Annotated in this window: 24 protein-coding genes; 7 read left to right on the forward strand and 17 right to left on the reverse strand. The window is 69.6% G+C overall.

Annotated features, from left to right (window positions below; all coding sequences use genetic code 11):
- The first annotated feature begins 8 nt into the window (after nucleotides 1-8).
- Genes AC5Y31_RS08590 through AC5Y31_RS08605 form a run of 4 tightly spaced genes read left to right on the forward strand, consistent with a single transcriptional unit; the run spans nucleotide 9 to nucleotide 4,010 of the window.
- Entirely contained in the window at nucleotides 9-617 is a 609-nt protein-coding gene (locus AC5Y31_RS08590; protein ID WP_499979587.1) for a DUF4129 domain-containing protein, read from the forward strand.
- Nucleotides 614-1,723, forward strand: coding sequence for a DUF4350 domain-containing protein (locus AC5Y31_RS08595; RefSeq protein WP_499979590.1), 1,110 nt, complete (start codon nucleotides 614-616; stop codon nucleotides 1,721-1,723). The genes AC5Y31_RS08590 and AC5Y31_RS08595 overlap by 4 nt, the downstream gene beginning before the upstream one ends.
- Nucleotides 1,717-2,697, forward strand: coding sequence for an AAA family ATPase (locus tag AC5Y31_RS08600; protein WP_499979776.1), 981 nt, complete (start codon nucleotides 1,717-1,719; stop codon nucleotides 2,695-2,697). Before AC5Y31_RS08595 ends, AC5Y31_RS08600 begins: the two co-directional genes overlap by 7 nt.
- On the forward strand, nucleotides 2,694-4,010 hold the full coding sequence (locus AC5Y31_RS08605) for a DUF58 domain-containing protein (RefSeq protein WP_499979591.1): 1,317 nt from the start codon (nucleotides 2,694-2,696) through the stop codon (nucleotides 4,008-4,010). Before AC5Y31_RS08600 ends, AC5Y31_RS08605 begins: the two co-directional genes overlap by 4 nt.
- Nucleotides 4,011-4,089: 79 nt before the next feature.
- Here AC5Y31_RS08605 and AC5Y31_RS08610 read toward each other — a convergent pair whose 3' ends face one another.
- The gene (locus AC5Y31_RS08610) at nucleotides 4,090-5,082 is read right to left on the reverse strand and encodes a stage II sporulation protein M (RefSeq protein WP_499979592.1); all 993 of its coding nucleotides are present in this window, start codon (nucleotides 5,080-5,082) and stop codon (nucleotides 4,090-4,092) included.
- Nucleotides 5,083-5,114: 32 nt separating this feature from the next.
- Between AC5Y31_RS08610 and AC5Y31_RS08615 the strand changes: the two genes are divergently transcribed.
- Nucleotides 5,115-5,945: an RDD family protein gene (locus AC5Y31_RS08615; protein WP_499979593.1), complete on the forward strand. Its 831-nt coding sequence runs from the start codon at nucleotides 5,115-5,117 to the stop codon at nucleotides 5,943-5,945.
- A gap of 25 nt (nucleotides 5,946-5,970) precedes the next feature.
- Here AC5Y31_RS08615 and AC5Y31_RS08620 read toward each other — a convergent pair whose 3' ends face one another.
- Both AC5Y31_RS08620 and AC5Y31_RS08625 read right to left on the reverse strand, forming a co-directional pair.
- Nucleotides 5,971-6,399 (reverse strand): type II toxin-antitoxin system VapC family toxin, encoded by a 429-nt coding sequence (locus tag AC5Y31_RS08620; protein ID WP_499979596.1) that lies wholly within the window; start codon nucleotides 6,397-6,399, stop codon nucleotides 5,971-5,973.
- Nucleotides 6,396-6,635, reverse strand: coding sequence for an AbrB/MazE/SpoVT family DNA-binding domain-containing protein (locus AC5Y31_RS08625; RefSeq protein ID WP_499979598.1), 240 nt, complete (start codon nucleotides 6,633-6,635; stop codon nucleotides 6,396-6,398). Before AC5Y31_RS08625 ends, AC5Y31_RS08620 begins: the two co-directional genes overlap by 4 nt.
- 120 nt (nucleotides 6,636-6,755) lie before the next feature.
- Between AC5Y31_RS08625 and AC5Y31_RS08630 the strand changes: the two genes are divergently transcribed.
- Complete coding sequence (locus tag AC5Y31_RS08630) at nucleotides 6,756-7,547, forward strand: PadR family transcriptional regulator (protein WP_499979600.1); 792 nt, start codon at nucleotides 6,756-6,758, stop codon at nucleotides 7,545-7,547.
- 5 nt (nucleotides 7,548-7,552) lie between these two features.
- Here AC5Y31_RS08630 and AC5Y31_RS08635 read toward each other — a convergent pair whose 3' ends face one another.
- The gene (locus AC5Y31_RS08635; RefSeq protein WP_499979602.1) at nucleotides 7,553-8,278 is read right to left on the reverse strand and encodes an HNH endonuclease family protein; all 726 of its coding nucleotides are present in this window, start codon (nucleotides 8,276-8,278) and stop codon (nucleotides 7,553-7,555) included.
- Nucleotides 8,279-8,280: 2 nt separating this feature from the next.
- Nucleotides 8,281-9,798, reverse strand: a complete 1,518-nt coding sequence (gene glpK, locus AC5Y31_RS08640; RefSeq protein WP_065024559.1) for a glycerol kinase GlpK — start codon at nucleotides 9,796-9,798, stop codon at nucleotides 8,281-8,283.
- A gap of 302 nt (nucleotides 9,799-10,100) precedes the next feature.
- Here glpK and AC5Y31_RS08645 point away from each other — a divergent pair, with 302 nt between their 5' ends.
- Nucleotides 10,101-12,368: a DUF7159 family protein gene (locus AC5Y31_RS08645; protein WP_499979604.1), complete on the forward strand. Its 2,268-nt coding sequence runs from the start codon at nucleotides 10,101-10,103 to the stop codon at nucleotides 12,366-12,368.
- A gap of 58 nt (nucleotides 12,369-12,426) precedes the next feature.
- Here AC5Y31_RS08645 and AC5Y31_RS08650 read toward each other — a convergent pair whose 3' ends face one another.
- The 12 genes from AC5Y31_RS08650 to AC5Y31_RS08705 all read right to left on the reverse strand — a co-directional run bounded on the left by AC5Y31_RS08650 (nucleotide 12,427) and on the right by AC5Y31_RS08705 (nucleotide 24,050).
- Entirely contained in the window at nucleotides 12,427-13,695 is a 1,269-nt protein-coding gene (locus AC5Y31_RS08650) for a class I SAM-dependent methyltransferase (RefSeq protein WP_499979778.1), read from the reverse strand.
- A gap of 385 nt (nucleotides 13,696-14,080) precedes the next feature.
- Nucleotides 14,081-15,160 carry an ergothioneine biosynthesis PLP-dependent enzyme EgtE gene (gene egtE / locus AC5Y31_RS08655; RefSeq protein ID WP_499979608.1) on the reverse strand — a complete coding sequence of 360 codons (1,080 nt, stop codon included), beginning with the start codon at nucleotides 15,158-15,160 and terminating at the stop codon, nucleotides 14,081-14,083.
- Nucleotides 15,157-16,122, reverse strand: a complete 966-nt coding sequence (gene egtD, locus AC5Y31_RS08660) for an L-histidine N(alpha)-methyltransferase (RefSeq protein WP_499979610.1) — start codon at nucleotides 16,120-16,122, stop codon at nucleotides 15,157-15,159. Before egtD ends, egtE begins: the two co-directional genes overlap by 4 nt.
- A complete protein-coding gene (gene egtC, locus AC5Y31_RS08665) occupies nucleotides 16,119-16,811 on the reverse strand; it encodes an ergothioneine biosynthesis protein EgtC (protein WP_499979612.1) in 693 nt (230 codons plus the stop codon). The genes egtD and egtC overlap by 4 nt, the downstream gene beginning before the upstream one ends.
- Nucleotides 16,811-18,100 (reverse strand): ergothioneine biosynthesis protein EgtB, encoded by a 1,290-nt coding sequence (gene egtB / locus AC5Y31_RS08670; protein WP_499979614.1) that lies wholly within the window; start codon nucleotides 18,098-18,100, stop codon nucleotides 16,811-16,813. Before egtB ends, egtC begins: the two co-directional genes overlap by 1 nt.
- A complete protein-coding gene (gene egtA / locus AC5Y31_RS08675) occupies nucleotides 18,097-19,383 on the reverse strand; it encodes an ergothioneine biosynthesis glutamate--cysteine ligase EgtA (protein ID WP_499979615.1) in 1,287 nt (428 codons plus the stop codon). The genes egtB and egtA overlap by 4 nt, the downstream gene beginning before the upstream one ends.
- A 66-nt stretch (nucleotides 19,384-19,449) precedes the next feature.
- Complete coding sequence (locus tag AC5Y31_RS08680) at nucleotides 19,450-20,091, reverse strand: sensor domain-containing protein (RefSeq protein ID WP_499979616.1); 642 nt, start codon at nucleotides 20,089-20,091, stop codon at nucleotides 19,450-19,452.
- 1 nt (nucleotide 20,092) lies between these two features.
- Entirely contained in the window at nucleotides 20,093-20,524 is a 432-nt protein-coding gene (locus AC5Y31_RS08685) for an Ohr family peroxiredoxin (protein WP_065024551.1), read from the reverse strand.
- Between the two features lie 32 nt (nucleotides 20,525-20,556).
- The gene (locus AC5Y31_RS08690; protein ID WP_065024550.1) at nucleotides 20,557-22,005 is read right to left on the reverse strand and encodes a catalase; all 1,449 of its coding nucleotides are present in this window, start codon (nucleotides 22,003-22,005) and stop codon (nucleotides 20,557-20,559) included.
- A gap of 88 nt (nucleotides 22,006-22,093) precedes the next feature.
- Complete coding sequence (locus tag AC5Y31_RS08695) at nucleotides 22,094-22,435, reverse strand: hypothetical protein (RefSeq protein WP_499979617.1); 342 nt, start codon at nucleotides 22,433-22,435, stop codon at nucleotides 22,094-22,096.
- Nucleotides 22,436-22,512: 77 nt separating this feature from the next.
- Complete coding sequence (locus AC5Y31_RS08700) at nucleotides 22,513-22,860, reverse strand: hypothetical protein (protein ID WP_301632876.1); 348 nt, start codon at nucleotides 22,858-22,860, stop codon at nucleotides 22,513-22,515.
- Between the two features lie 65 nt (nucleotides 22,861-22,925).
- On the reverse strand, nucleotides 22,926-24,050 hold the full coding sequence (locus tag AC5Y31_RS08705) for a DUF4185 domain-containing protein (RefSeq protein ID WP_301632875.1): 1,125 nt from the start codon (nucleotides 24,048-24,050) through the stop codon (nucleotides 22,926-22,928).
- Nucleotides 24,051-24,069 lie beyond the last annotated feature (19 nt).

The following is a 24,069-nucleotide window of genomic DNA, read 5'->3' on the forward strand; positions in this document are numbered from 1 at the left end:
ACTGCCGGGTGCCCACCGTCGACATCGATCGCGAAGCCGCTCGCGAGGCCGCCGAACGTGAACTGAGCAAACCGATCTACCCGCGGCCGTCGCCCAAGCAGCAGTTCATCGACTTCATCGAGACGCTGATTCGGCGGTTGATCCTCAAGGGCGCGGAGCTGCCCGGCGGATGGTTCACCATCAGTGTGCTGTTGATCGTGCTGGTCGCGGCGGTGGTGGCCGCCATCGGAGTCGGCCGGCGCATGCTGCGCGACGGCGACACCAACCGGCCGTTGTTCGGCACCGCGGTGCTCAGCGCCGCCGAACACCGCGCGACCGCGCAGCGCTGCGCCGCTTCCGGCCAATGGGCCGACGCGATCCGGCACCGACTGCGGGCGGTGGCCCGCGGACTCGAGGAAACCGGGGTGATCCACCCGGCGCAGGGCCGCACCGCCACCGAACTGGCCCGCGACGCCGGTGCGGCGCTGCCGGAGCTGGCGGAGGCGCTGCTGCGTGCCGCCGAGACGTTCAACGACGTCAGCTACGGCGAGCTGCCGGCCACCCCGGAGGGCTATCAGCTCGTCGCCGAACTGGACGAGCGGGTGGAATCCACGACGCAGCGGCGGCAGCACCGATGAAGCTCACCCGGCGGACGTGGCTGTGGAGCACGGTGGCTTTGGTTGTGATCGTGGCGGTTTCAGCGTTGGGCGTCTATCTGACCAGTGCGCGCCCGGGTGGCCGGATGGATCCGAATGCCACCGGTCCGCAGGGCGCGCACGCCGTGGTGGCACTGTTGCGTGACCGCGGCGTCGAAGTGGTGATCGCCGGCACCGTCGACGACGTCACCCGCGCGGCGCGACCGGATGCGCTGGTGCTGGTGGCCGAAACCCAGCGCATCGTCGGCGACGAGCTGCTGAGCCGGCTGGCCGAACTGCCCGGCGACCGGCTGCTGATGGCACCCGACGCGCGGGCACGTAAGGCCCTGGCACCCGAGATCCGCTCCGGCCCGGCGCGTACCTTCACCCGCCAGCCCGACTGCAGCCTGCGCGAGGCCCAACGAGCCGGGACGGTAGACCTGGGCGCCACCGCGACTTACCTTGCTGTACAAGGCAAGTCGGTGCGCAGCTGCTATGACGGTGCACTGGTGCGCTTTTCCGACAACGACCGGACCATCACGGTGGTCGGCAGCTCCTCATTCATGACGAACACCGATCTGGCCCGCGAAGGGAACGCCGCCCTGGCGATGAACCTGGCCGGTGTCCGGAACCGGCTGGTCTGGTATGCACCCCAGCACATCGAAGGCGGACGCTCCGGCAGCGCAACACTTCTCGAGCTGATCCCGAACCAGGTGACCTGGCTGTTCTGGCAGCTCTGTGTGGCGTTGGCACTGGCCGCGTTGTGGAAGGGACGCCGGCTGGGCCCGCTGGTCGCCGAGCGGATGCCGGTCGTCGTGCGCGCCTCGGAGACCGTGGAGGGCCTTGGCCGGCTCTACCGGTCCCGACGGGCCCGCGACCGGGCCGCCGCCGCGCTGCGCACCGCGACCGTGCGGCGACTCGCCCCGCGGCTGGGGTTGGGGCCTGCCCCGGATCCACCGGCCCTGGTCGCGGCGGCAGCCCAGCGCATCGGGGCGCATCCGGACTGGGTGGGGCACTTACTGTTCGGCCCACCGCCGGAATCAGATGACGCACTGGTCGGTCTTGCTCAGGCACTCGACGATATCGAAAGGCAGGTCACCGGATCGTGACACATACTTCCCCGCCCAATCCGGCCGCAGCGGCGGCACGCGAGGCACTGCTGGCGTTGCGCACTGAGGTCGCCAAGGTGGTGGTCGGCCAGGACGCCGTGGTCAGCGGCCTGGTGATCGCGCTGCTGTGCCGCGGCCACGTGTTGCTCGAAGGCGTTCCGGGCGTGGCGAAGACGCTGCTGGTGCGCACGCTGAGCGCAGCGCTGCGACTGGACTTCAAACGCGTCCAATTCACCCCGGACCTGATGCCCGGCGATATCACCGGCTCGCTGGTCTATGACACTCACACCGCTCAGTTCGCCTTTCGCCCTGGCCCCATCTTCACCAACCTGCTGCTGGCCGACGAGATCAACCGGACCCCGCCGAAAACCCAAGCGGCACTGCTGGAGGCGATGGAGGAGGGGCAGGTCAGCGTGGACGGCGCAGCCAAACCGCTGCCGGAAATGTTCATCGTGGCGGCCACCGCCAACCCGATCGAGTACGAGGGCACCTATCGGTTGCCCGAGGCGCAACTCGACCGTTTCCTGCTCAAGTTGACCGTCCCGCTGCCCGGGCGGGAGGCCGAGATCGACATCTTGTCCCGGCACGCTCGGGGTTTCGACCCGCACGACCTGTCCGCGGTCGCTCCGGTGGCCGGCGCCGCGGATCTGGCGGCCGGCCGCGCCGCGGTGCGCCAGGTGCTGGTCGCCGACCAGGTGCTGGGCTACATCGTCGACGTGGTCACCGCGACCCGGCACTCGCCGGCGTTGCAGCTGGGCGTCTCGCCGCGCGGTGCGACCGCACTGCTGGCCACGTCGCGGTCCTGGGCATGGCTGTCCGGGCGCAACTACGTCACGCCCGACGATGTCAAGGCGATGGCCCGCGCCACGCTGCGGCACCGGGTGATGTTGCGCCCGGAGGCCGAACTCGAAGGCGCCAGCGCCGACGGCGTACTCGACGGCATCCTGGCCTCGGTTCCGGTGCCGCGCTGGTGATCCTGACCGGTCGCACCGCGTTGGTCGCACTGGTGTGCGCCCTGCCCGTCGCGCTGGCTCCCTGGCCGGCGACGGCGTTCGGCGTGCTGCTGGTGGTGCTCGCCGTGGCGGTGGTGTTCGACATCGCCGTGGCCGCCGATCCGGCCGCGTTGCGCATCACCCGGTCTATGGACCACACGGTGCGACTCGGCCAGTCGGTGCCGACCACCCTGATCCTGCGCGGCGACCGCCGGTTGCGCGGGCAGTTGCGCGACGCCTGGCCGCCCAGTGCCTGCGCCTCGCCCCGCGCCCACCCGCTCGACCTGCCCGCCGGCCAGGAGCGTCGGGTGCGCACCGAGCTGCGGCCGATTCGTCGCGGCGACCAGCACGCCGACCGGGTCACGGTGCGTTCGGTCGGGCCGCTGGGGTTGGCGGGGCGACAACGCTCGCGGGTGGTGCCCGGCCAGGTGCGGGTGCTGCCGCCGTTTTTGTCTCGCCGGCATCTGCCGGCGCGGCTGGCCCGGCTGCGCGAGATCGACGGGAACCTGCCGGCACTGGTGCGAGGCCAGGGCAGCGAGTTCGACTCACTGCGCGAGTACGTCGCCGGCGACGATGTGCGCTCGATCGACTGGCGGGCCACCGCCCGGCGTTCCGATGTGGTGGTGCGAACCTGGCGGCCCGAGCGGGACCGGCGCGTCGTCATCGTGCTGGACACCGGGCGGACCGCGGCGGGCCGGATCGGGGTCGACCCGACCGCGCGCGACCCGGCCGGCTGGCCCCGGCTGAATTGGTCGATGGATGCCGCATTGTTGTTGGCGGCGTTGGCCTTACGTGCCGGTGACCACGTCGATCTGCTCGCCCACGACTCGGTGAGCCGGGCCGGGGTGTTCGGCGCGTCACGCACCCGGCTGTTCGCCCAGCTGGTCGACGCGATGGCACCGCTGCAACCGGCGTTGGTCGAATCCGACGCTGCGGCAATGCTGGCCACCTTGTCCCGGCGGGCGCGCCGGGGCAACCTGGTAGTGCTGCTGACCGATCTGAACGCCTCCGCGCTGGAGGAAGGGCTGCTGCCGGTGCTGCCGAAACTGACCGCGGAACACCTGGTGATCCTGGCCGCGGTCGCTGATCCCCGGGTGGAAGGTTTGGCGCGCGGGCGCACCGACGCCGCCGCGGTCTACGACGCCGGCGCCGCGGAACGCTCGCGCAACCAGCGGCAGGCAGTGGCGGCGAAGTTGCGCCGCAGCGGTGTGCAGGTCATCGATGCCGCGCCCGACGAACTGGCGCCGGCGCTGGCCGATGCCTATCTGGCAATGAAAGCCGCCGGACGGCTGTGACCCTTTCTCGACGAGCAGACGTGAAAGCCCCCAAATTGCGTTCGTAAAGGGGGCTTTCACGACTGCTCGGCGGAGGGAATCAGCCCGTGGGCACCACGTCGGGCGCGTCGGCGATGTCGCCGGTCTCCTCGGCGGCAACCGCCTTGCGGCCGAAATACACCACGTAGGCCAGAAACGCCGCCTCGGCGACCACCCCGATGCCGATCCGCAGCCACGTCGGCAATCCCGACGGCGTCACCATCGCCTCCAGCAGTCCGGCGACGGCCAGCACCACCACCAGGCCGACGGCGACCGCGACGACGGCGCGGCCCTGCTCGGCGAGCACCTGTCCGCGCGGCCGGTCCCCCGGGGCGATCACCATCCAGCCCAGCCGCATACCGACCGCGCCGGCCAGAAACACCGCCGTCAGCTCCAGCAACCCGTGCGGGGCGAGCAGGCCGAGCATGAACCCGCCCCGGCCGGCGTGAAACATCAGCCCGAGTCCCACCCCGAGGTTGGCGGCGTTGGCGACCAGCAGTGCCGGGATCGGCAGGCCCAGCAGCACCGCGAATGCGATGGCGCGCGCGGCAACCCAGGCGTTGTTCACCCAGACCTGCAGGGCGAAGGACCCGGCCGGGTGATCGCTGTAGTACGCGGCGAACTCGTGGTTGACCAGCCGGTCGAGCTCCTCGGGAGTGCCGATCACCGCCTGCACGTCGGGATTGCCGGCCACCCAGCAGGCGATGACCACCGCGACGGCCAGGAAGGCGGCGGCGGTGCCCAGCCACCACCGCCAGGCCCGATAGGCCACCACCGGAAACGACACCGTCCAGAACCGCACGAACTCCGAAGCCAGCGGGGCATGCGCGCCGGTGACGGCGGCACGTGAGCGGGCCACCAGACCCGAGAGCCGCCCGATGAGCGCGGAATCCGTCGACGACGAGCGCGCCACCGACAGGTGGGTGGACACCCGCTGATAAAGCTCGACGAGTTCGTCGACTTCGGCGCCGCTGAGCCGGTGACGGTTCTTGACCAGCGACTCCAGCCGATCCCAGCTGGGGCGATGGGTCAGCACGAAGGCGTCGACATCCACGGCGTCGAGCCTAACCGCGTAGCGTCTGCTCTATGCCGTACCGCAGCCCCGAGCTGGTGACCGGCGACGCCGTCGTTCTCGACATCGCGATCGCCCAACTGCCGGTGCGAGCGGTCAGCGCGCTGATCGACATCACCGTCGTCATGGTGGCTTACCTGTGTTCGATCGTGCTGTGGGCGATGACGCTGGGCCAGTTCGATGACGCCTTGACCGCCGCGATCATGATCATCTTCGGGGTGCTGCTGCTGGTCGGCTACCCGGTCACCTTCGAGACCGTCACCCGCGGCCGGTCGCTGGGCAAGATGGCGATGGGGCTGCGGGTGGTCTCCGATGACGGCGGCCCGGAACGCTTCCGCCAGGCGCTGTTTCGGGCGCTGGCCGGCGTGGTGGAGATCTGGGCGCTGACCGGCAGCCCGGCGGTGATCTGCAGCCTGCTGTCGGCTCGCGGAAAACGCCTGGGCGACATCTTCGCCGGCACGGTGGTGATCAGCGAACGCGGACCGGCCTCGGCGCCACCGCCGCTGATGCCGCCCGGGCTGGCCTGGTGGGCGTCCACCCTGCAGCTGTCCGGGCTGCGACCCGAATCCGCCGAACTGGCAAGGCAATTCCTCGGCCGTGCGGCTCAGCTCGACCCGCACACCCGGCAGATGATGGCCTACCGGATCTCCGGTGAAGTGCTCGCGCACATCTCACCGCCGCCGCCCCCGGACGCCCCGCCGGAACTGGTGCTGGCGGCGGTGCTCGCCGAGCGCCACCAACGCGAGCTGGCGCGATTGCAGGCCGGCCCGCCGATGCCCTATTTCTCGCCGGGCCCCGGCTCGTGGCAGCCGCCGGGCACGGGCGGGTTCGCTCCGCCAGGGTGATCGCCGACGCCACAACGCGCTGAATCTAGCGCCGCACCGACACGTGTTCGACCACAACGCCCATCGCCTCATAGGTGGCCCGCGCCCGCGCATCCCTGGTGGCCAGGGATACCCCGTGCTCTCGAGCCGCCAATGCGACCAGCGCGTCATAGGTCGCTCCGCCCGTGACGCCGTTGGCGGCACATTCCCGATGGAACACTCGGGCGGCGCGGGCCGAAAGCGCAAGCGGTTGGCGGAAGTTCTCGTCGATGAGGCGCACCGCATCCGGCGCGGCTACCCGCGCGTCACCGGGCAGCCGGGTCAGCACCGCGTACGTCTCCGCCAGGCTATGCCCGGTCAGACATAGGGTCCGCCCGGATGCCCACGCCGCCACCTGCTCGTGGTGCTCGTGACTGGCGCTCAACAGGGGTACCGCGACGCTGGTGTCGACCGCCACCGCATTCGCAGTAGTCAACGCCGCCCCGAGTCCAGGAGCCCGAACATCGCCTCGTCGGTGACCACGGTGTCGCTGCGGGCCACCAACCGCCCGGTGTCATCGCGTTCCAGTCGGGCGGTGCGACCGCCGGGCGTGATCTGCACCCCGCCGCCGTACTGGGAAATGTCGACCACCGTTCCCGGCGCCAGCCCAAGCGCGTCGCGCAAGGGTTTTGGCACCACGATCCGGCCTGCCGAATCGACCACCGCCTCCATTGGCATCACGTTACCAGCCAGATCCCATTTAAAACCTCCGTTGCGCGCCGATAGTTCTCGATATATCGTCAACGTATCGGGAGCGAGGAGCGCTCCTGCTCGAGAGCAATGAGGTGACGAATGAATATCCCCTTCGGTCCGCCCGACGGACCCTTCACGGAAAACGCCGAGCCACCCGGTGTTTTCGGGTTCGGACCCGCGACACCGCACCTGCGCCGGGCCGCGCACGCCGCGCGTCGGCAGGCTCGGCGGGAGTTCCGCAGGCAACTGCGCGACCATGCCGTCGACCACTGCGGGCCCTTCGGCTTCAGTCCCGGTCACGAGCCCGGTGGCCCCGGATGCGGCCCCGGATTCGGCCCTGATTTCCGGCACGGCTTCGGCCCGGGTTTCGGCCCGGGTTTTGGCCCCGGCGGTCCCGGGTTCGGCTTCGGCTTCGGTCCGGGCGGGCACCGTGGGCACCGGCGCGGCAACCGCGGCCGGCGCGGTGACGTGCGAATCGCCATCCTGGCCCTGCTGGCCGAGCGTCCGATGCACGGCTACGAGATCATTCAGCAGATCGCCGAACGCAGCCAGCAACTCTGGCGCCCCAGCCCCGGATCGGTCTACCCGACCTTGCAGATTCTGGTCGACGAGGGCTTGATCGCCGGCAGCGAAACCGACGGCAAGAAGCGCCTTTTCGAGCTGACCGAGGACGGGCGCACGGTCGCCGCGGAGATCGAGACCCCGCCGTGGGAAGAGATCGCCGACGGCGCCGACCCGGGCCAGATCAATCTGCGCGCCGCGATCGGCCAGTTGTTCGGCGCGGTCGCACAGGCCGGTCAGGCCGCCACGCCCGAACAGCAGCAGCGCATCGTCGACATCGTCAACGGCGCGCGCAAGGAGATCTACGGCATCCTCGGCGAAACGGACTAGGCCGCTCAGCAGTGCCGAAGCACGCGATGCATCGCGGTCTTCTCGTGGGATGAAACCCACAGCCCGTACACGGTTTTCACCGTGACCTGACGGGCCACGAATTCGCATTCGAACGCGGCGTTCGCCGGCAGCCAGCCGGCGGCGTCGCGGAATGCTTTGTCGAAGTTGGCTTGTGCACTGACCGCCAGCAGATTGCGCGGGTCGTTGGCGAAGTCACGGCGATGGGCGTCGTCCCAGACACGCGCCCCCTTGTACCAGGCGTCGGCCAGCGACACCAGGTGATCGACCTGCACGGCCTCGGATGTTTGTGGACCCCGGACGAATTCGATGGTGTCCCCGGAATACGGGTCGTGCAGCACGCCGCGCTGCACCAGGCAGGTGCCACGGCGCAGTTCGATTCGGGTCAGGTCGCGGCGCAAGATGTCGTCGCGGGTATTGCAGCCGTTGTGGCCGAACTCGACGTCGACGTCATCGCTCCAGCGTTCACCGAACCGATAGCGCTTGAAGTCCTGGGCCCGGTCCCACCCCTTGACCGGCAGGGCGTCGAGCATTCGGCGGGCGGCGTCGAAACCCGGGTCCAGCGGTGCGGCGCTGGGCACCGGCGGAGTCCACGTCGGCGAAGGACCCGAGGACCGGGACACGCCGCTGTGCTGCCACCACGCCCAGCCGACGGCTGCCGCCGCGACCAGCACGACCAACGCGCCGGGCACCACCCGCCTGCGTGCGGTCATTCTCAGGGCAGCTCGACCCAGTCCAGGGTGCGCTGCACCGCCTTTCGCCATCCGGCGTAGCCTTCGGCGCGCTGGTCATCCGACCAGTTCGGGGTCCAGCGTTTGTGCTCCTGCCAGTTGGCCCGCAGGTCCTCGGGGCTCCTCCAGAACCCGACGCCCAGCCCGGCGGCGTACGCCGCGCCCAGCGCGGTGGTTTCGGCGACCACCGGCTTGACCACGTCGACGCCGAGTACATCGGCCTGGATCTGCATGCACAGATCGTTGGCGGTGATACCGCCGTCGACCTTCAAAACCCCAAGGTGCACACCGGAATCGGCTTCCATCGCCTCGGCCACGTCACGGCTTTGGTAGCAGATCGCCTCCAGCGTCGCCCGAGCCAGGTGCGCATTGGTGTTGAATCGGGACAAGCCGACGATCGCGCCGCGCGCATCCGAACGCCAGTACGGCGCGAACAAACCCGAGAACGCCGGCACGAAGTACATCCCGCCGTTGTCGGCGACCTGACGGGCCAGCGTTTCCACCTGGGTGGCGCCGCTGATGATGCCCAGCTGGTCACGCAACCACTGCACCGCCGAGCCGGTGACCGCGATCGACCCCTCCAGGGCATAGACCGGCTTGGCGTCGCCGAACTGATAACAGACCGTGGTGAGCAGCCCGTTGTCGGAGCGCACGATCTGCTCACCGGTGTTGAGCAGCAGGAAGTTTCCGGTGCCGTAGGTGTTCTTGGCCTCCCCCGCCGACAGGCACACCTGGCCGACCATGGCGCTCTGCTGATCGCCCAGGATGCCGGCGATCGGCACTTCGCCGCGCACCGGCCCGGTGCTCACGGTGATCGCGTGGCGCCGTCGCGACGACGACGAGGTGATGCGCGGCAGCATCGCCCGCGGGATGGAGAACAGTGCCAGCAGTTCGTCGTCCCAGTCCAGCGTCTCCAGGTTCATCAGCATGGTGCGACTGGCGTTGGTGACGTCGGTCAGATGCACCCCGCCACGCGGACCACCGGTCAGGTTCCACAGCACCCAGGAGTCGCAGGTGCCGAACAGGGCGTCGCCGCGTTCGGCATCGGCGCGCACGCCGTCGACGTTGTCCAGAATCCACTGCAGTTTGCCGCCGGAGAAGTAGGTGGCCGGCGGCAGGCCCGCCTTGCGCCGGATCACCTCGCCGTGCCCGTCGCGCTCCAGGGCCGCGGCGATGTAGTCGGTCCGGGTGTCCTGCCAAACGATCGCGTTGTAATACGGCTGGCCGGTCTTCTTGTTCCACACCACCGTCGTCTCGCGCTGGTTGGCGATGCCCATCGCGGCCAGGTCGGCGGCTTCGAGCTTGGTGGTGTTCAGCGCCGACACCAGCACCGCCGCGGTGTGGTTCCACAGTTCGAACGGGTCGTGTTCGACCCACCCCGCCCGCGGCAGGATCTGTTCGTGTTCAAGTTGATGACGGCCCACCGCAGCGCCGTCATGATCGAAGATGATGCAGCGGGTGCTGGTGGTGCCCTGGTCGATCGACGCGACGAAATCGCCCAAGTCTGACTCCTGTCCCCGGTACGCGCCCTGCCGGTCGCTTCAGCGTCCATCATGGCGCAAACCGGCCGGGATCGGGCGGCGCTACGCGGGCGCGGGGACGGCTCGTGAACGACGCCCGCCCACAAAATTAGACAGTCTTCACGAAGCCATCAGACAGTATTTATTCGTGCGATCGCATATTTCCATGTGTCACCGGTAGATGTCGTAGTGGTGAACAAACGGTGTCGATCGAGTCGGCGAAGCCGTTGGTAAACCCTCGTCGCCTGGCCCGGGCACGTGGAGCTCGATCAATCGGAGAAGCAATGGACGTCGTTCTCGGTGTGGCACTTGCATCAACACCGCCGGCCACCATCCACACCGTGCTGGTGGGCGGTGAGAATGGGGACGGCGTCATCCTGGAGACGCACAACTTCGAGGTGCCGACCGAGACCGTCACCGACTTCGCCGCGGTGGACGCGGCGATCGCCGCGATCCTGCAGGCGCGCGAAGCCGCCGGCTACGCCGGGTACCACTTGGTTTCGACCGGGTTGACGGTGACCGACCCGCTGGATGCCGCCGCGGTGAGTTCCCGGTTGGCCGCCAACGGCCTCGACGACGTCGCCGTGATCTCCCCCGCTCTGGCGGCCGCGAGCCTGGCGCAGAACCTGGGTCAGACGGTCGGCTGCGATCGGATGGGCCTGTTGTCGATCGAGTTGACGGAGGCGACCCTCGCCGTGATCGATTGCGCCGACGGCGCCATCACCCGCCTGTTCCGCCAGCCCCTGAACGCGGGCGATCCCACCGCCGCGGTCGACACGGTCGCCGGCCGGCTGAACGCTCCGGAGACCTGCCCGGACGGCCTGCTTCTGGTCTGCCCCGAGGCCGACTCGAGCGCGATCCGGCCTCGGCTGGAGGCGACGTGCGGCTATGAGGTGTGTGAGCCCGCGGAGCCACACGCGGCGCTGGCCCGCGGTGCTGCGCTGGCCTCCACCCGAGTGACCGGCGCTGTTCAGGCGTCGACCGCGGCGCTGGCCTACACGCAGGAAGCTGACTCTGGTGCGATCGCTGCCGGGTACTACGACATCCCCGGTTTCGGGGCCGACGATCTGGCTTACAGTGCGGTGCCCGACGAAGATGCCGACGCCGCAACCGAACTCATCGAACCGGTGGCTGCGCCGGCCAGGCGGCCGCTGCTGGTCGCCGGTACGGTGCTGGCTTCGGCCACGTTCGCTGCGGCCTCGGCGCTGATGGTGGCGATGGCGCTGGACATCACTCCCAACCTGGTCGCGTTGCGACCGGAGATCGGCCGGGTACTGAGTTTCCCGCTCGAACCGCCGAAGCTGCAGGAGCCCGCCTTGCAGCCGTACGTCGAGCCGCCGGTGGCGAGAAACCAGCCGGACGCACTGCCACTGCCGCCGCTGGACATGCCGCCCGTGGCGCCGGTGTCGGTTCCGATTCCGCCGCCGCCGGACGCGTCGGCACCCCCGATGTTCGGCCCCCCGTTGCATACGCCGTCCCCGGCTGTGCCCGTCGCGAACCCCTTCATCTTCACCCCGGCTCCGCTGCCGGTGCCGCACTCGACTCCCGCGATCAGACCGGTCGCGGCGGCTCTGCCTGATCTGTCCTTCCTGCTCGGGCTGCCCGCGAAGCTGCCGGCCGCTCCCACACCGCCCAGCGCGCTGCCCGCACCGCCGCTGGAGATTCCGACCCCACCGGTGGTCAAGCCCGACCCGCCGGTGGTCAAACCGCTTCCGCCCGTGGAGATTCCGATTCCACCCGTGGTCAAACCGCTGCCGCCGGTAGAGATTCCGACTCCCCCCGTGGTCAAACCGCAACCGCCGGTGATCAAGCCGATCCCGCCGGTGATCAAACCCAACCCGCCGGTGGAGATTCCGACTCCGCCCGTGGTCAAACCCAACCCGCCGGTGGTCAAACCGCAACCGCCCGTGATCAAGCCGATCCCGCCGGTAATCAAGCCCAACCCACCGGTTCAACTGCCCGATCCGCCGGTGATCAAGCCCAACCCACCGGTTCAACTGCCTGACCCGCCGGTCAAGCTGCCCGATGCACCGATCAAGCTGCCGGACCCACCGGCCGTCAACCCCGGCCCCGGCATGCAGCTGCCAGAGCTGCCGGTCAAGCTGCCCGACGCACCGGCGGTCAACCCCAGCCCGGGATTCCAGCTGCCGAATCTCCCGGCGCAGCTGCCAAGTTCAGGCCCACCGGCCGGCCTTCCCGCTCCTAAGGCACCCGCGATGCCCTGGCTGCCGGCACCCAAAGCCCCGGCACTACCGGCGTTTCCAGCACCGCAGGCACCATCGCTGCCCACACTGCCCGCACCCAGCGCGCCTTCGCTGCCCAAACTCGGTGGCAATCCCGGGGGCGGCATCTTCGGCGGCGGCAAACCGGGTGGCGGCATCTTCGGCGGCAACCCCGGCGGCGGTATCTTCGGCGGCGGCAAACCGGGTGGCGGCATCTTCGGCGGCAACCCAGGTGGCGGTATCTTCGGCGGCGGCAAGCCTGGCGGCGGCCTGTTCGGCGGCGGCGGAGGTGGCCTCTTCGGCGGTGGCGGGGGACTGTTCGGCAAGTGAGCGATGGGTGCGGTGTCGACGCCCATCCGGCGCCGACACCGCACTCAGCCATCGGCTGCTACGGCTGCCACCAGGGCCGCAGTGGCAGGCCGCCGTCGTCGCCCCGCTCGTCGACCTTGACGGCCAGCACGTGGTGCAGCTGAAAAAGGTTGCGCTCGAAGCCCAGCACTGATGCGGCCATGTACAGGCCCCACACCTTGGCCCGTCCCAAGCCGACCTCGGCGACGGCCTCGTCCCAGTGGTCGACCAGGTTCTGACTCCAGGCGCGCAGCGTCTTGGCGTAGTGGTGCCGGAAGTCCTCTTCGTGCACCACCTCGAAACCGGTCTGCTGGACCTGGGTGATGATGCGGCCCGCGCCGGTGATCTCCCCGTCCGGGAAGACATAGCGGTCGGTGAAGGCGTCACCCTTGTAGGTGGAGTTGTCCGGCAACGTGATGCAGTGGTTGAGCAGCAGACCGCCGGGCCGGAGCTTGTCCTTGAGCGACCGGAAGTACGACGGGTAATTCTTCACCCCGATGTGTTCGGTCAGCCCGATGGACGAGATGGCGTCGAAACCGGCCTCCCGCACGTCGCGGTAGTCGCAGTGCCGGACCTCGGCGAGATCGGAGAGCCCCTCGTCGGCGATCGCCTTCTGGGCCCACGCGACCTGTTCGGCTGACAGGGTGGCGCCGATCGCGCGCACACCGCGGCGAGCCGCGTAACGCACCATGCCGCCCCACCCGCAGCCGACATCGAGCAGTCGGTCACCAGGCTTGAGTCGCAGCTTGTCGAAGATCAGCCGGTACTTGTTCTCCTGCGCTTCCTCCAGGGTCGCGTCCGCGCTCGGGTAGATCGCGCAGGTGTAGGTCATCGACGGACCCAGCACCCACTCGTAGAAGGTGTTCGACACGTCGTAGTGGTGATGGATCGCGTCGGCGTCACGCGCTTTGGAATGGCGCAGGCCGGCCGCGGCGCGCCGGCGCCACTTGGCCGGCGCTTCCTCCGCAGGCGCCGCGATCGGCCGGAGATGCTTGAGACCGATCGAGCGGACGATGTTGAGCAGCGTCTGCGGCGACGGCTGGGTGAACTCGAGATCCGCCAGGGCGTTCAGCACCTCGTAGGGATTGCCCGGATGTACGCCGCGCAGTTCCAGATCACCGGTGATGTAGGACCGGGCTATCCCGAGTTGACCGAGTGAGGTGGCCAAGTAGGTGGTGGCCCGCGGCGTGAGCAACTCCACCCCGAGCGGGGCGTCCTCGGGCCCGACGCTGCTGCCGTCGTAAGCGGTGATCCTGATCGGGGGCTCGCCGCCGCCGGCGAGCGCCAGCAATATTTCGGCCAAGCCCATTTTGCCGGTCGTGCTGCGGGTGTGTTCCTTGTTGATCGTGCTCGTCACTAGGTGGTACCGCCTATGCATCTCGAAAACAGAAAGGGGTCCGCACGCGGTCTGAACGGGTGGGCGGCGCCGAGTCGAATCAGTCCCGTCCTCCCCCTGAGCGCAGGCTACTGCCCGAAGCGGCAATTCGCGCCCGCTATTCACTACGAAATCTGAAATAGCCAGACAACGGGACAGATGATGATGAATAGCTGTCTGACGTGCTGATTCGCGGTATGTCTGGCAGCGAACCCATTTGCCAAAGCGTCAATTTTCACAAATAAAGGCCAATTGAACACAATTCGAGACCATCATTGATCAATCCGGCTAAGACTTGGCTCCGCGCAGGTTTGGCGCGCTAGTCCGCCGATGTCACGGCCACCAGCGCCTCGGCGAAGGCCGCCAAGTCCGTCTCGGTGGTGTCGACGTGCGGCGAGATCCGCAGCACCGGCCCGGTCAGCTCCAGCGGTGCGCGTTCGACGCCGGCGGCGGTGGTGACCATCCGGTGCTCGGCGATCAGGGCGGAGCGCACCGCCACCGGGTCGGCACCGTCGGTCGGCGCCAGCGTGGTGATCGCGCTCGGCTCGTCGACCGGCTCGACCACCCGCCAGCCCGTCAACCCCGCCAGCGCCCGCCGGCTCAGCGAACCGACCTCGGCCAATCGGGCCCGCACAGCCGCCGGCCCGGCTGCCAGATACTCCCCCAGGGCAGCTGAAAACCCCACCTGCGCAGCGACATTCTCGTCACCGGCTTCCGGACCGGACGCCAGCAGGTCGGCCAGTTCGGGCCGTACCGCCAGCGCCCCGATGCCCCGCGGGCCGGCCAGCCATTTGCGTGAGGAGGAGTAGACGGCGTCGGCGCCGACGGCGCAGTCGATCTGGCCCAGCGCCTGAGCGGCGTCGATCACCAGCGGCACTCCCACTTCCGCGCAGACCCCAGCCAGCCCGGCCAGCGGCTGCACCAGTCCCCGGTGACTGCTGACGGGGGTCAGGTGCACCAGGTCCGGCCGATCGGCGGCGAGCGCGGCCGCTGCCTCCTCGAGCATCAACCGACCGGTTCCGTCCACCGGCAGCATCCGCCGGCGGAAACCGCGCGCCGCCACCAGCGCCAGGTTGGGCCCGTACTCGCCGGGCAGGCAGGCCAGCGTGCGGCCGGCGGGCCATCGGGACAACAGCAGATCCAGCGCATGGCGCGAGCCGGTGGTGAACACCACCTCGGCGCCGGCCATCCCGGTCAGCGCGGCGAACGCCGCCCGCCCGGCGTCGAGCAGCGGTGCGGCTGCTTCGGCGGCGACATAACCGCCGACCTCGGCTTCGTGGCGCGCGTGCTGCGCCGCGGCCGCCATTGCGGTGTAGCTCTGCCGCGAACAGGCGGCGCTGTCCAAGTGCAACCCGGCGACCGGCGGGCGCGCCGCGCGCCAGCTGTGGGCGAGACTCATTTGGCCGCGAGAGACAGACCGAAATCGCCTGCCGCGTCGGTCCACCACCGCCGGCTCTGCAGCCCCGCGGCGGCCAACTCGGCGGCCACCTGCTCGCGCCGGAACTTGCACGACACCTCGGTCAGCATCTCCTCGCCGGCCGCGAAGTCGACGACCAGATCCAGCTCACCGATGCTGACGTGCTGATCGGTACCGGCCCGCAGCCACATCTCGATGCGCTGCTCCGCCGAATTCCACCGCGCCACATGGGCGAACGCGTCCAGGTCGAAGTCGGCGTCGAGCTCCCGATTGACCACGGCGAGCACGTTGCGGTTGAACGCCGCGGTGACACCTGCGGCGTCGTCGTAGGCGCGCACCAGCCGTGCGGTGTCCTTGACCAGATCGGTGCCCAGCAGCAGCCCGTCGCCATCGTGCATCGCCGCGGCGAGGGCCGCCAGGAACTCCGCACGCGGCCCGGGAGTCAGGTTGCCGATGGTGGAGCCCAGAAACACGAACAGCCGCCTACCCCCGGCGGGGATCTGCGCCAGATGGTGCTCGAAATCGCCGCACACGGCGTCCACCTGAACACCCGGGTAGTCCCCGGCGATGACCTCCCCGGCCGTTTCCAGCACGCCGGCGTCGACATCGAACGGGACGAACCGGCGCAATGAACCGTTGGCGTGCAGCGCATCCAGCAGCATCCGGGTCTTCTCCGAGGTGCCGCTACCCAGCTCGACCAGGGTGTCAGCACCGGACAGCTGTGCCACCTCCGCGGAGTGATCACGCAGGATCTCCGCCTCGACGCGGGTCGGGTAGTACTCGGGCAACCGGGTGATCTGGTCGAACAGCTCACTGCCGACCTTGTCATAGAACCATTTGGGCGGCAGTGACTTCGGAGTCTGACGCAGGCCGTGACGAACATCGGTGCGCAACGCGATGCGGGCGGCGTCGGCCGCCAGATGGTTGGACAGTGAGACGCTCATCGGCTCACCTCCAACGCGGTGACACTGACGTCGCCGTCATGGGCCTCGACCAGGTGCCGGTCGGGTATGTCCACCCAGCGCGGGTCGTCATCGTAGGGTTCGCTGGCCAGCAGCACGCCATCGGCGCTGTGCAGCATCGACAAGGTGTCCCCCCAGGTCGTCGCCAGCAGCCGGGAACCGTTGGCGGCCAGCATATTCAGCCGGGCCTGCGGGTCAGCTGCACCGATCTCGGCGACCAACTCGCCGAGTGACGCCACGCCTCGCTCAAAGACAGACGCGGCCAGTATCGCGCTGTCACAAACGGATTCGGCTCCAGAGCAGGTGGGCAATACCGCGGTGTTCACCACGCCGTTGTGCGACAGCAGCCAGTTGCCGTCCGTGAACGGGGCGGCGGCACTGGCCTCGATCGGCATACCGACGGTGGCCGAGCGCACCGCGGCCACCACGCAGTGGCTCGACAATGCCGGAGCCACCGACGCGAACGAGGTATCGCCCCACAACGGCGACGCGCTACGCCACCGGCGCGGCACCGCGCCGTCGAAAAACCCCGCGCCCCAACCGTCGGCGTTGAGCAATCCGTGCTGCTGGCGGCGCGGCGCGTAGGACTGCACCAACAGCCCGCCCGGCGGCTCCAGGATCAACTCGGCCAGCGATCGCGGCCGGCCCAGCCAGCCCAGGTGCCGGCACATCAGGCGTCCCAGGCCAGTCGCACTCCGGCGAAGATCTGCCGCCGGTAGGGGTGATCCCAGTTGCGGAAGCTGGGCCGGAGGATCTCGGGCGCGACCGCCCACGAGCCGCCGCGCAGCACCCGATAGTCGCCGCCGAAGAACGGTTCCGAATAGCGCTGGTAGATCATCGGCGCAAAGCCCGGCCACTGCTGCAGCGCCGAACTCGTCCACTCCCAGACGTCGCCGAGCATCTGCTGCGCCCCGTACGCCGACGCGCCGCCCGGATACGCCCCGATCGGAGCCGGCCGCAGCGCCGCGCCGCCGAGGTTGGCCAGCTCGGCCATCGCCTCACCCTCGCCCCACGGGTGGCGGCGTCGGGCGCCGGCGCCGGGGTCCCAGGCGCAGGCCTTCTCCCATTCGATCTCGGTGGGCAGCCGGGCGCCGGCCCACGTCGCATACGCCTGCGCCTCGAAGTAGCTGACATGCTGCACCGGTTCGTCGTCGGGAAGGTCCTCGACGCGGCCGAACCGGGTCCGGGAGGCATGGTCAGGACTCCAGAATTGCGGCGCGCTCAAGCCGGCCTGCTCCCGGTGGTTCCAGCCTCGCTCGGTCCACCACCGGGGCTGCCGGTAGCCGCCGTCATCGATGAACGCCCGCCATTCGCGGTTGGTCACCGGTACCCGGCCGATCCGGAACGCGGCCACCTCGACGCGGTGGGCCGGCCGCTCGTTGTCGAGCGCGAACGGCTCATCGGTGAGGTCGACGCCGAGCACGAATTCACCGGCGGGCACCAGCACCGAGGTCCCGGCCAGCTCGGGCCGCCCGGCCGGCAGCGGTCGCCCCGCATCGAGCAGCGGCGCGCCGGTGCGCAGGTTCAGTGCCTGCAGCATGGTCTCGTCGTGCTGGTGTTCATGGCTGAGCACCAGACCGAACACGAAGCCGTCGGCGAAATCGCCGAAATCATCGGGCAGGGCGTCCAGTTCGTCGAAGACCTGGGATCGAACTGTGGCGCAATACTTCCGGGCTTGCTCCGGGCTCAGCAACGGCAGATCGACGCGGCTGGCCCGGGGATGGACGAACGCGTCATAGAGGCCCTCGACGTCGGCTGGCAGCGTCCCGGGCCGGGCCGGATCGCCGCCGCGCAGCAGCCACAGTTCCTCCTGCTGACCGATATGGGCCAGGTCCCACACCAGCGGGCTCATCAATGGGTCGTACTGGCGGTGCAGTTCGGTGTCGTCGAAGTCGACGAGCGCCAGGGTGCGCTCGCGCGCCCGGGCCAGGCCGCGCGCCAGCGTCTCCGGTGTGCTCACGACTGCCCTCGCGCCAGCCGGGCCACCATCGCCGGGACACCGGTGCGGCCCACCTCGTCGGCGACGTCGTCGGCTGGGCAGCGGGCCCGTTCGGCCAGCCCGACCAGCCGGTCCATCCCGGCCCGCAGCGGCGCCGGCGCCTGATCGGCCACCAGCTCCAGGCACCGGCGCGCGGCCTTGTGCAGGCGCGGGTCGGCCAGGCCGATCCGGGCGGCGACGTCCCAGGCGGTCGCGACGGGCTCGACCGCGTCGGCGGCGGCGTCGGCGGCGACCGGGTCGTCGAGCAGGGTGGCCAGGGTGAAGACGAGGGCCGGCCACAGTGCATCACCGACGCTGTCGAGGTAGCGGATCTCCAGCCACCCTCGCGGGCGCACCGGCGGAAACAGGGTGGTCAGGTGGTAGTCGAGGTCTTTGACCCCGGCGCGACGGCCGCCGAGGCGCACCCGGCCGTCGGCCCAGTCGGCGAACGGCACGTAACGGCTGACCGGGCTGGCCTCCGGGGCATGCACCAGCATCACGGGCGCCTTGAGCGCATAGCGCGCCCAGTCCGCGGCGGGATCGGTGCCGTCCAGACCCAGGACGGGACCGCAGCGCGCCGAGTCCAGCCGGCTCCACACCCGTTGCCGGGTGGAGCGCCAGCCGGAGAATTCCCCGCCCAACAGCGGGGAGTTCGCGGCGATCGCGACCATGGTCGGGCCCAGCGCGTGCGCCAGCCGCACCCGGTCGGCCCAGCGCGACCGCGGTCCGGCATCGAGGTTGAGCTGCACCGAGGCCGTCGACGTCATCATCGCCGCGCCGGCCGAGCCGGTGTGGCTGGCGGCGAAGAACTGCTCCATCGCCGCGTAGCGCGCGCCGGGGTTGACCCGACTCGCCGGACGCAGCGGGTCGGCGCCGAGGGGCACCAGCCCCAGCCCGGCGTCGGCGAACGCCGAGCGCAGCACCGCTTGGTCGGCGGCCATCGCCTCGATCGCGGCGAGGGCACCCGGAAGCGGCGGGCCGGACAGTTCCACCGCGCCACCGGGTTCCACGGTGACCCGACTGTCGCCCGGCAACACCGGCAGCGACGTCAGCACCTCGCCGATCTCGGCCCAACCGGGGCGGCGCAGCGGATCGGCCGGATCGAAGCAGTGCGCCTCGATCTCCAGGCCCACCCGGCCCAGCGGTGCATCGGTGAGGCAGCGAACAGCGATGTACTCGGCGGCTTCGGCGGCCCCGCACAGTTCATCCGCGTGGGGGCGCGGGTCATCGGCGCGGGACAGTGGTGTCGCCGCGACGAGCCCCATATATCAACCCCTCCGCCTGTTGATTTCCCCGACGCTACCGGAGTCGCCCGACAAGTTGACCGCCGTTTACTGGCCCAGGGAGTTCTGCATCGCCCCGGCCAGCACGTTCACCGCCGGCCCGGCGTTGCCGGACTGGCAGACCTTGGCCTGTAACAGCACGTTGGCCCGCAGGCGGGTCTGGTTGAAACAGCGGCGATCGGTATCGGCCTCCTGCTTGGTCCAGCCGGCGTCGGCCGCGGCGGCCGGCCCGCCCTCGAACGCCCACACCTGCGTGGCGCCGTTGTCCAGGTGCATCGCCGTGGTGCGACCCGAGCACCCGGTCGTGCGGTCGGTCGCCCGGTGGAAAGCCCGCTCCGCAGCGGTCTCGGTGGCGAACACCCCGACCGCCTGTTTGACGAAATGGGTTTGGTCGGTGGCCGAGGTCTGGGTCACCGCACTGTTGTAGGAGGCCAGGTCGGGATCGTTGTAGACCTCGGGCAGGCCGATGTCGGCCCAGTTGTTGCAGGCCGGGTCGTCGACCCAGAACGCCTGGAACGGCGCCCCGGACACGGCTTCCCAACCCATCGGGGCGCCGACGATGTTTCCGATCGACCCTTTCGGCAGGACCGCATAGGACACCACGCCCGGGTCGGAGGGCCGTGCCGTGACCGCCGGGGCAGCTGCGAGCCCCAGACCGGTCGCCACCACCAATGCCGCGGCGGCCCGCACGCTACACCGTCGCCGACACGATGAAGTCGGCGTTGCCGCGGGTGACGCGCGAGTACGGGCACACCTCGTGGGCCTGCGCCATCAGGTCGTCGGCGATGGCCTGCGACAGCCCCGGCAGATTCCCAATGATGGTTCCGGTCAGGCCGAATTCTTCGGTGGCGGCGTCCTTACCCAGGGCGACCTGGACGGTGACGTTGGTGGCGTCGTCGAGCGCGACGGCGGACCGGCGCGCCACCAGGCGCAGCGCGCCCAGGAAACACGCCGCGTAGCCCGCGGAGAACAATTCCTCGGGGTTGGTGCCCTCACCGTTGCCGCCCAGCTCGCGCGGCGGGCGGGTGTCCAGGTCGATGCGGCCGGTCGCGGAGCGGACGTGGCCGTCTCGACCACCGCCGGTCGCTGTCGACTCGGTGGCGAAAACGACTTTGATACTCATGGCTCGATCATGCCAGGACGACGGCCCGCCCGTCAGGCAAGGTTGGCCCGCACCCCCGCCTCCACGGCGCGGCCCAGGTCCGGATCGACGTTGTGCCAGTACTCGAACACCCGCGACAGCACCGGCTCCCGCACTCCGTTGGAAGCATGTCCAATGATGTTGTCGGCCAGTCGCTTTCGCTGATCATCATCGTAGACGTGCCGAACCAGGGTTCCGGCCTGGCCGAAGTCGTCGTCGTCTTCGCGCAGTGTGTACGCGGCGCGCACCATGTCTCCGTCGGCGTGCCAGCGCACCTCGGCGGCGCGGGCCGGGTCGGCCACCGGGCCGCCGACCGAGTTCGGCGCGTACACCGGGTCACTCGCGTTGCGGAACCGCATGGCGCCGTCCTTGGAGTAGGCGTGCACCTCCGTTTTCGGTGCATTGACCGGCAACTGGTTGTAGTTGGTCCCGATCCGGGCACGATGGGCGTCGGCGTAGGAGAAGCCGCGAGCCAGCAGCATCTTGTCGGGGCTCAGGCCGGTGCCGGGCACGGTGTTGCTGGGCTCGAACGCCGCCTGCTCGATCTCGGCGTGGTAGTCGGACACGTTGCGGTCCAGCGTGAAGCGTCCGACGTCGATCAGCGGATAGTCGGCGTGCGGCCACACCTTGGTGAGATCGAACGGGTTGAGCCGGTACGTCTTCGCCTGCTCGAACGGCATGATCTGTACCTTCACCGACCAGCTGGGGTATTCGCCGCGTTCGATCGCGTCGTACAGATCGCGCTGGTGGTAGTCGGCGTCGGCGCCTGCGAGCCGCTCCCCCTCGTCCTGAGTGAGGCACTCGACGCCCTGATCGCTGATGAAGTGGTACTTGACCCAGAAGATCTCGCCGGCGGCATTGACCCAGCTGTAGGTGTGGCTGCCGTAGCCGTTCATGTGCCGCCAGGATTTCGGCAGACCCCGGTCACCCATCAGATAGGTCACCTGATGCGCCGATTCCGGGCTGAGCGTCCAGAAATCCCACTGCATGTGGTGGTCGCGCAGATTGCTTGCCACCAGACGCTTTTGGGACCGGATGAAGTGCTGGAACTTCATCGGGTCGCGGAAGAAGAAGATCGGGGTGTTGTTGCCGACGATGTCGAAGTTGCCCTCGGCGGTGTAGAACTTGAGCGCAAAGCCGCGCACGTCGCGCCAGGTGTCGGGGCTGCCGCGTTCGCCGGCGACGGTGGAGAACCGGGCTAGCAGTTCGGTTTCGGCGCCCGGCGCGAATACCGCGGCGCGGGTGTAGGCGCTGACGTCCGCCGTCACCTGCAAGCGGCCGAACGCTCCGCCGCCCTTGGCGTGCGGCTGGCGTTCCGGCGTGCGCTCCCGGTTGAACATCGCCATCTGTTCGAGCAGGTAATGGTCCTGCAGCAGGATCGGGCCGTCCGGGCCGACCGTCAGTGCGTCGCTGTCACTCGGCGCCGGAGCACCGGCCTCGGTGGTGGTGTGGTGCTCGGTCATCGGTGTATCTCCATTTCAGGTCGGCGCAACCGGAACAGACCCGCGCGAATCCCCTTGGGATCGTGGGGCGTTGGTGTGCTGGGAACGACTAACGGTGCGGCGGGGGCGGCGGGACGCCCGGTCCGCCCGGCCCGTTACCGGGACCGGCGGGACGGAAGCCGGGCCAACCCGGTTCGTTACCCGGACCGGCGGGCCCGAAGCCCGGGCCCATCGGCGGACCGTGATGCATCATGCATGGCCCGTGACGGTGTCCGTGCCAACCGCTATCGCTGAGGTAGGTGCCTGCGCAGAAGATCACCGCGGCGACGAACACGGTCCCGGCGATGATCACCACCCATGCTGCTACCTGAAACAGCCGGTTCGGTTTGGCCGGTGGCGGCGGAGGCGGTGGCGGTGGCGGCGCCGGTTTGGGTGCGGGTGTCTCGGTCATATCCCGTAATCATGCCTGAGAACCAGGCCAGCCGCCGCCCTTTGAGGCGGCGGCTGGTTTGCTGGTGGCCGGACCGGCTACCGGCCGGGCGGGGGCGGCGGCGACGGGGTGACCGACGGCGGCAGCTCGCCGGGCCCAGGTCGTTCCGGACCCGGCATCATCGGGCCCGGCCCGCGGTGCGGGCCATGGTGGAACCCCTTGTGGAACATCGCGCCGTGGTGAGGCCCGTGGTGTTTGTGGTGGCAGTGGTGACCACGCATGCCGCCGCTGGCATAGACGCCGGCGAAGAAGATCGACGAGACGATGAAGACGATCCCGGCGACGATGGCGACCCAGGCGGCGAGCCGGTAGACCCAGTACGGCTTGGGCTCGACCGCGCGGGGCGGCACGGCCGGGGGCTGGGTGGTTTCAGGTGTTTCGCTCATGGTTGACATGGTGCGCGAACAATCGCCCGGCATCGCTAGGTGCCGGCTATGCGTCCGCTATGAGCTCAAGGCGCTGACCACGGCTTGAACGGATTGACAGCGAATTGGATCACCCGGTACGGCGCCCGGTGATGCGGCTCGGTGTTCCACTGGCTGATGAACACCCGCAGCTCGTCCAGCGTCGAGCCCGGTGAGATGTAGCCGCCGTAGGGCTGGGCCAGCCGGTTGTCGAACGGTGAGGGCAGGGTCTCCACGGGCACCGGCGCGTCCGGCCACTCGGTGTGCTGCACCACCGTGGTCACCGGCGCGGTGCCCAGCCCGGTCGGCTCGTAGGCCACCCGGACCTCCATGTTCCCGGTGGTCCCGTTGAAGTAGGACAGCACCGGCTTGCCGTCGACCTGGCGTAGGCTCAGCTCGCCGATCTGGTCGTTCCATAACGGTGTGGGTTTATGCCCCCAGCCGTTGCCGGCCGCCCAGCCCTGCCAGGCCGACCGGTCGGTGAACGCCTCCGGAGCGACCCGGTACAGCGTCACCGACGCGCTGCGGTCGAAGTTGTTGGCGACGAGGTATACCCAGCCGGTGACCGAGTCCGGTGTCGGAACCGGGTCGTAGTAGCCGCTGATCTGGGATTGGCCGAAATCCTGATAGGAGGCCGGTCGTACCGAACCCGGTACCGTCTGCCAAGCCGGTTGCACCGGATCGGCTTTCACCAGACGTGAGGTCTGGGGCACCAGCATCGTGGCGGTGGTCACCATCAGGTAGTTGGTCCGGTTGATCGACACGATCCCGGCCGGCAACTGCGTGCTGCCGGCCGGTGACGGGTCGGCCAGCAGCGGTCTGTCCACCCCGATCACCCCGGTGTAGCGCACCCCGGCGGGGTCGTCGACCGAGTCCGGGTCGAGCCGCAGCGCGATCGGGGAATACCAGCCGCCGAACCCGACACCTTGGCCGGCGAAGCTGTCCCCGCAGATCTGCAGCACCGCGGTGGGGAACTCCATGAACTCGCACAGATCGGTCGCGCCGATGCCGTAATCACCGGTGAGCGTGCCGGTTCCAGCGCTCGGCCCGATCCGGACCACCTGACCCTCGGCCAGCGGCCACAGCACCGGACGCGGGATCGGCGCGGGCGGTTCGGCATGTGCGGGCGGGCAGACCAACAGCGCGATGGCTCCCATTGAGCGTGCAACCATTGCGAAATTCCGCGCGGTT

This window comes from Mycobacterium sp. NGS18 (genome assembly GCF_059813185.1).

Excerpts from the sequence above, each read along its gene's own strand:
- AC5Y31_RS08595 (WP_499979590.1), top strand. The coding sequence starts at position 614 with ATGAAGCTCACCCGGCGGACGTGGCTGTGGAGCACGGTGGCTTTGGTT.
- AC5Y31_RS08615 (WP_499979593.1), top strand. The coding sequence starts at position 5,115 with ATGCCGTACCGCAGCCCCGAGCTGGTGACCGGCGACGCCGTCGTTCTC.
- AC5Y31_RS08625 (WP_499979598.1), bottom strand. The coding sequence starts at position 6,635 with ATGGAGGCGGTGGTCGATTCGGCAGGCCGGATCGTGGTGCCAAAACCC.
- AC5Y31_RS08630 (WP_499979600.1), top strand. The coding sequence starts at position 6,756 with ATGAATATCCCCTTCGGTCCGCCCGACGGACCCTTCACGGAAAACGCC.
- AC5Y31_RS08635 (WP_499979602.1), bottom strand. The coding sequence starts at position 8,278 with ATGACCGCACGCAGGCGGGTGGTGCCCGGCGCGTTGGTCGTGCTGGTC.
- AC5Y31_RS08645 (WP_499979604.1), top strand. The coding sequence starts at position 10,101 with ATGGACGTCGTTCTCGGTGTGGCACTTGCATCAACACCGCCGGCCACC.
- AC5Y31_RS08650 (WP_499979778.1), bottom strand. The coding sequence starts at position 13,695 with ATGGGCTTGGCCGAAATATTGCTGGCGCTCGCCGGCGGCGGCGAGCCC.
- egtE (WP_499979608.1), bottom strand. The coding sequence starts at position 15,160 with ATGAGTCTCGCCCACAGCTGGCGCGCGGCGCGCCCGCCGGTCGCCGGG.
- egtD (WP_499979610.1), bottom strand. The coding sequence starts at position 16,122 with ATGAGCGTCTCACTGTCCAACCATCTGGCGGCCGACGCCGCCCGCATC.
- egtC (WP_499979612.1), bottom strand. The coding sequence starts at position 16,811 with ATGTGCCGGCACCTGGGCTGGCTGGGCCGGCCGCGATCGCTGGCCGAG.
- egtA (WP_499979615.1), bottom strand. The coding sequence starts at position 19,383 with ATGGGGCTCGTCGCGGCGACACCACTGTCCCGCGCCGATGACCCGCGC.
- AC5Y31_RS08685 (WP_065024551.1), bottom strand. The coding sequence starts at position 20,524 with ATGAGTATCAAAGTCGTTTTCGCCACCGAGTCGACAGCGACCGGCGGT.
- AC5Y31_RS08690 (WP_065024550.1), bottom strand. The coding sequence starts at position 22,005 with ATGACCGAGCACCACACCACCACCGAGGCCGGTGCTCCGGCGCCGAGT.
- AC5Y31_RS08695 (WP_499979617.1), bottom strand. The coding sequence starts at position 22,435 with ATGACCGAGACACCCGCACCCAAACCGGCGCCGCCACCGCCACCGCCT.
- AC5Y31_RS08700 (WP_301632876.1), bottom strand. The coding sequence starts at position 22,860 with ATGAGCGAAACACCTGAAACCACCCAGCCCCCGGCCGTGCCGCCCCGC.
- AC5Y31_RS08705 (WP_301632875.1), bottom strand. The coding sequence starts at position 24,050 with ATGGTTGCACGCTCAATGGGAGCCATCGCGCTGTTGGTCTGCCCGCCC.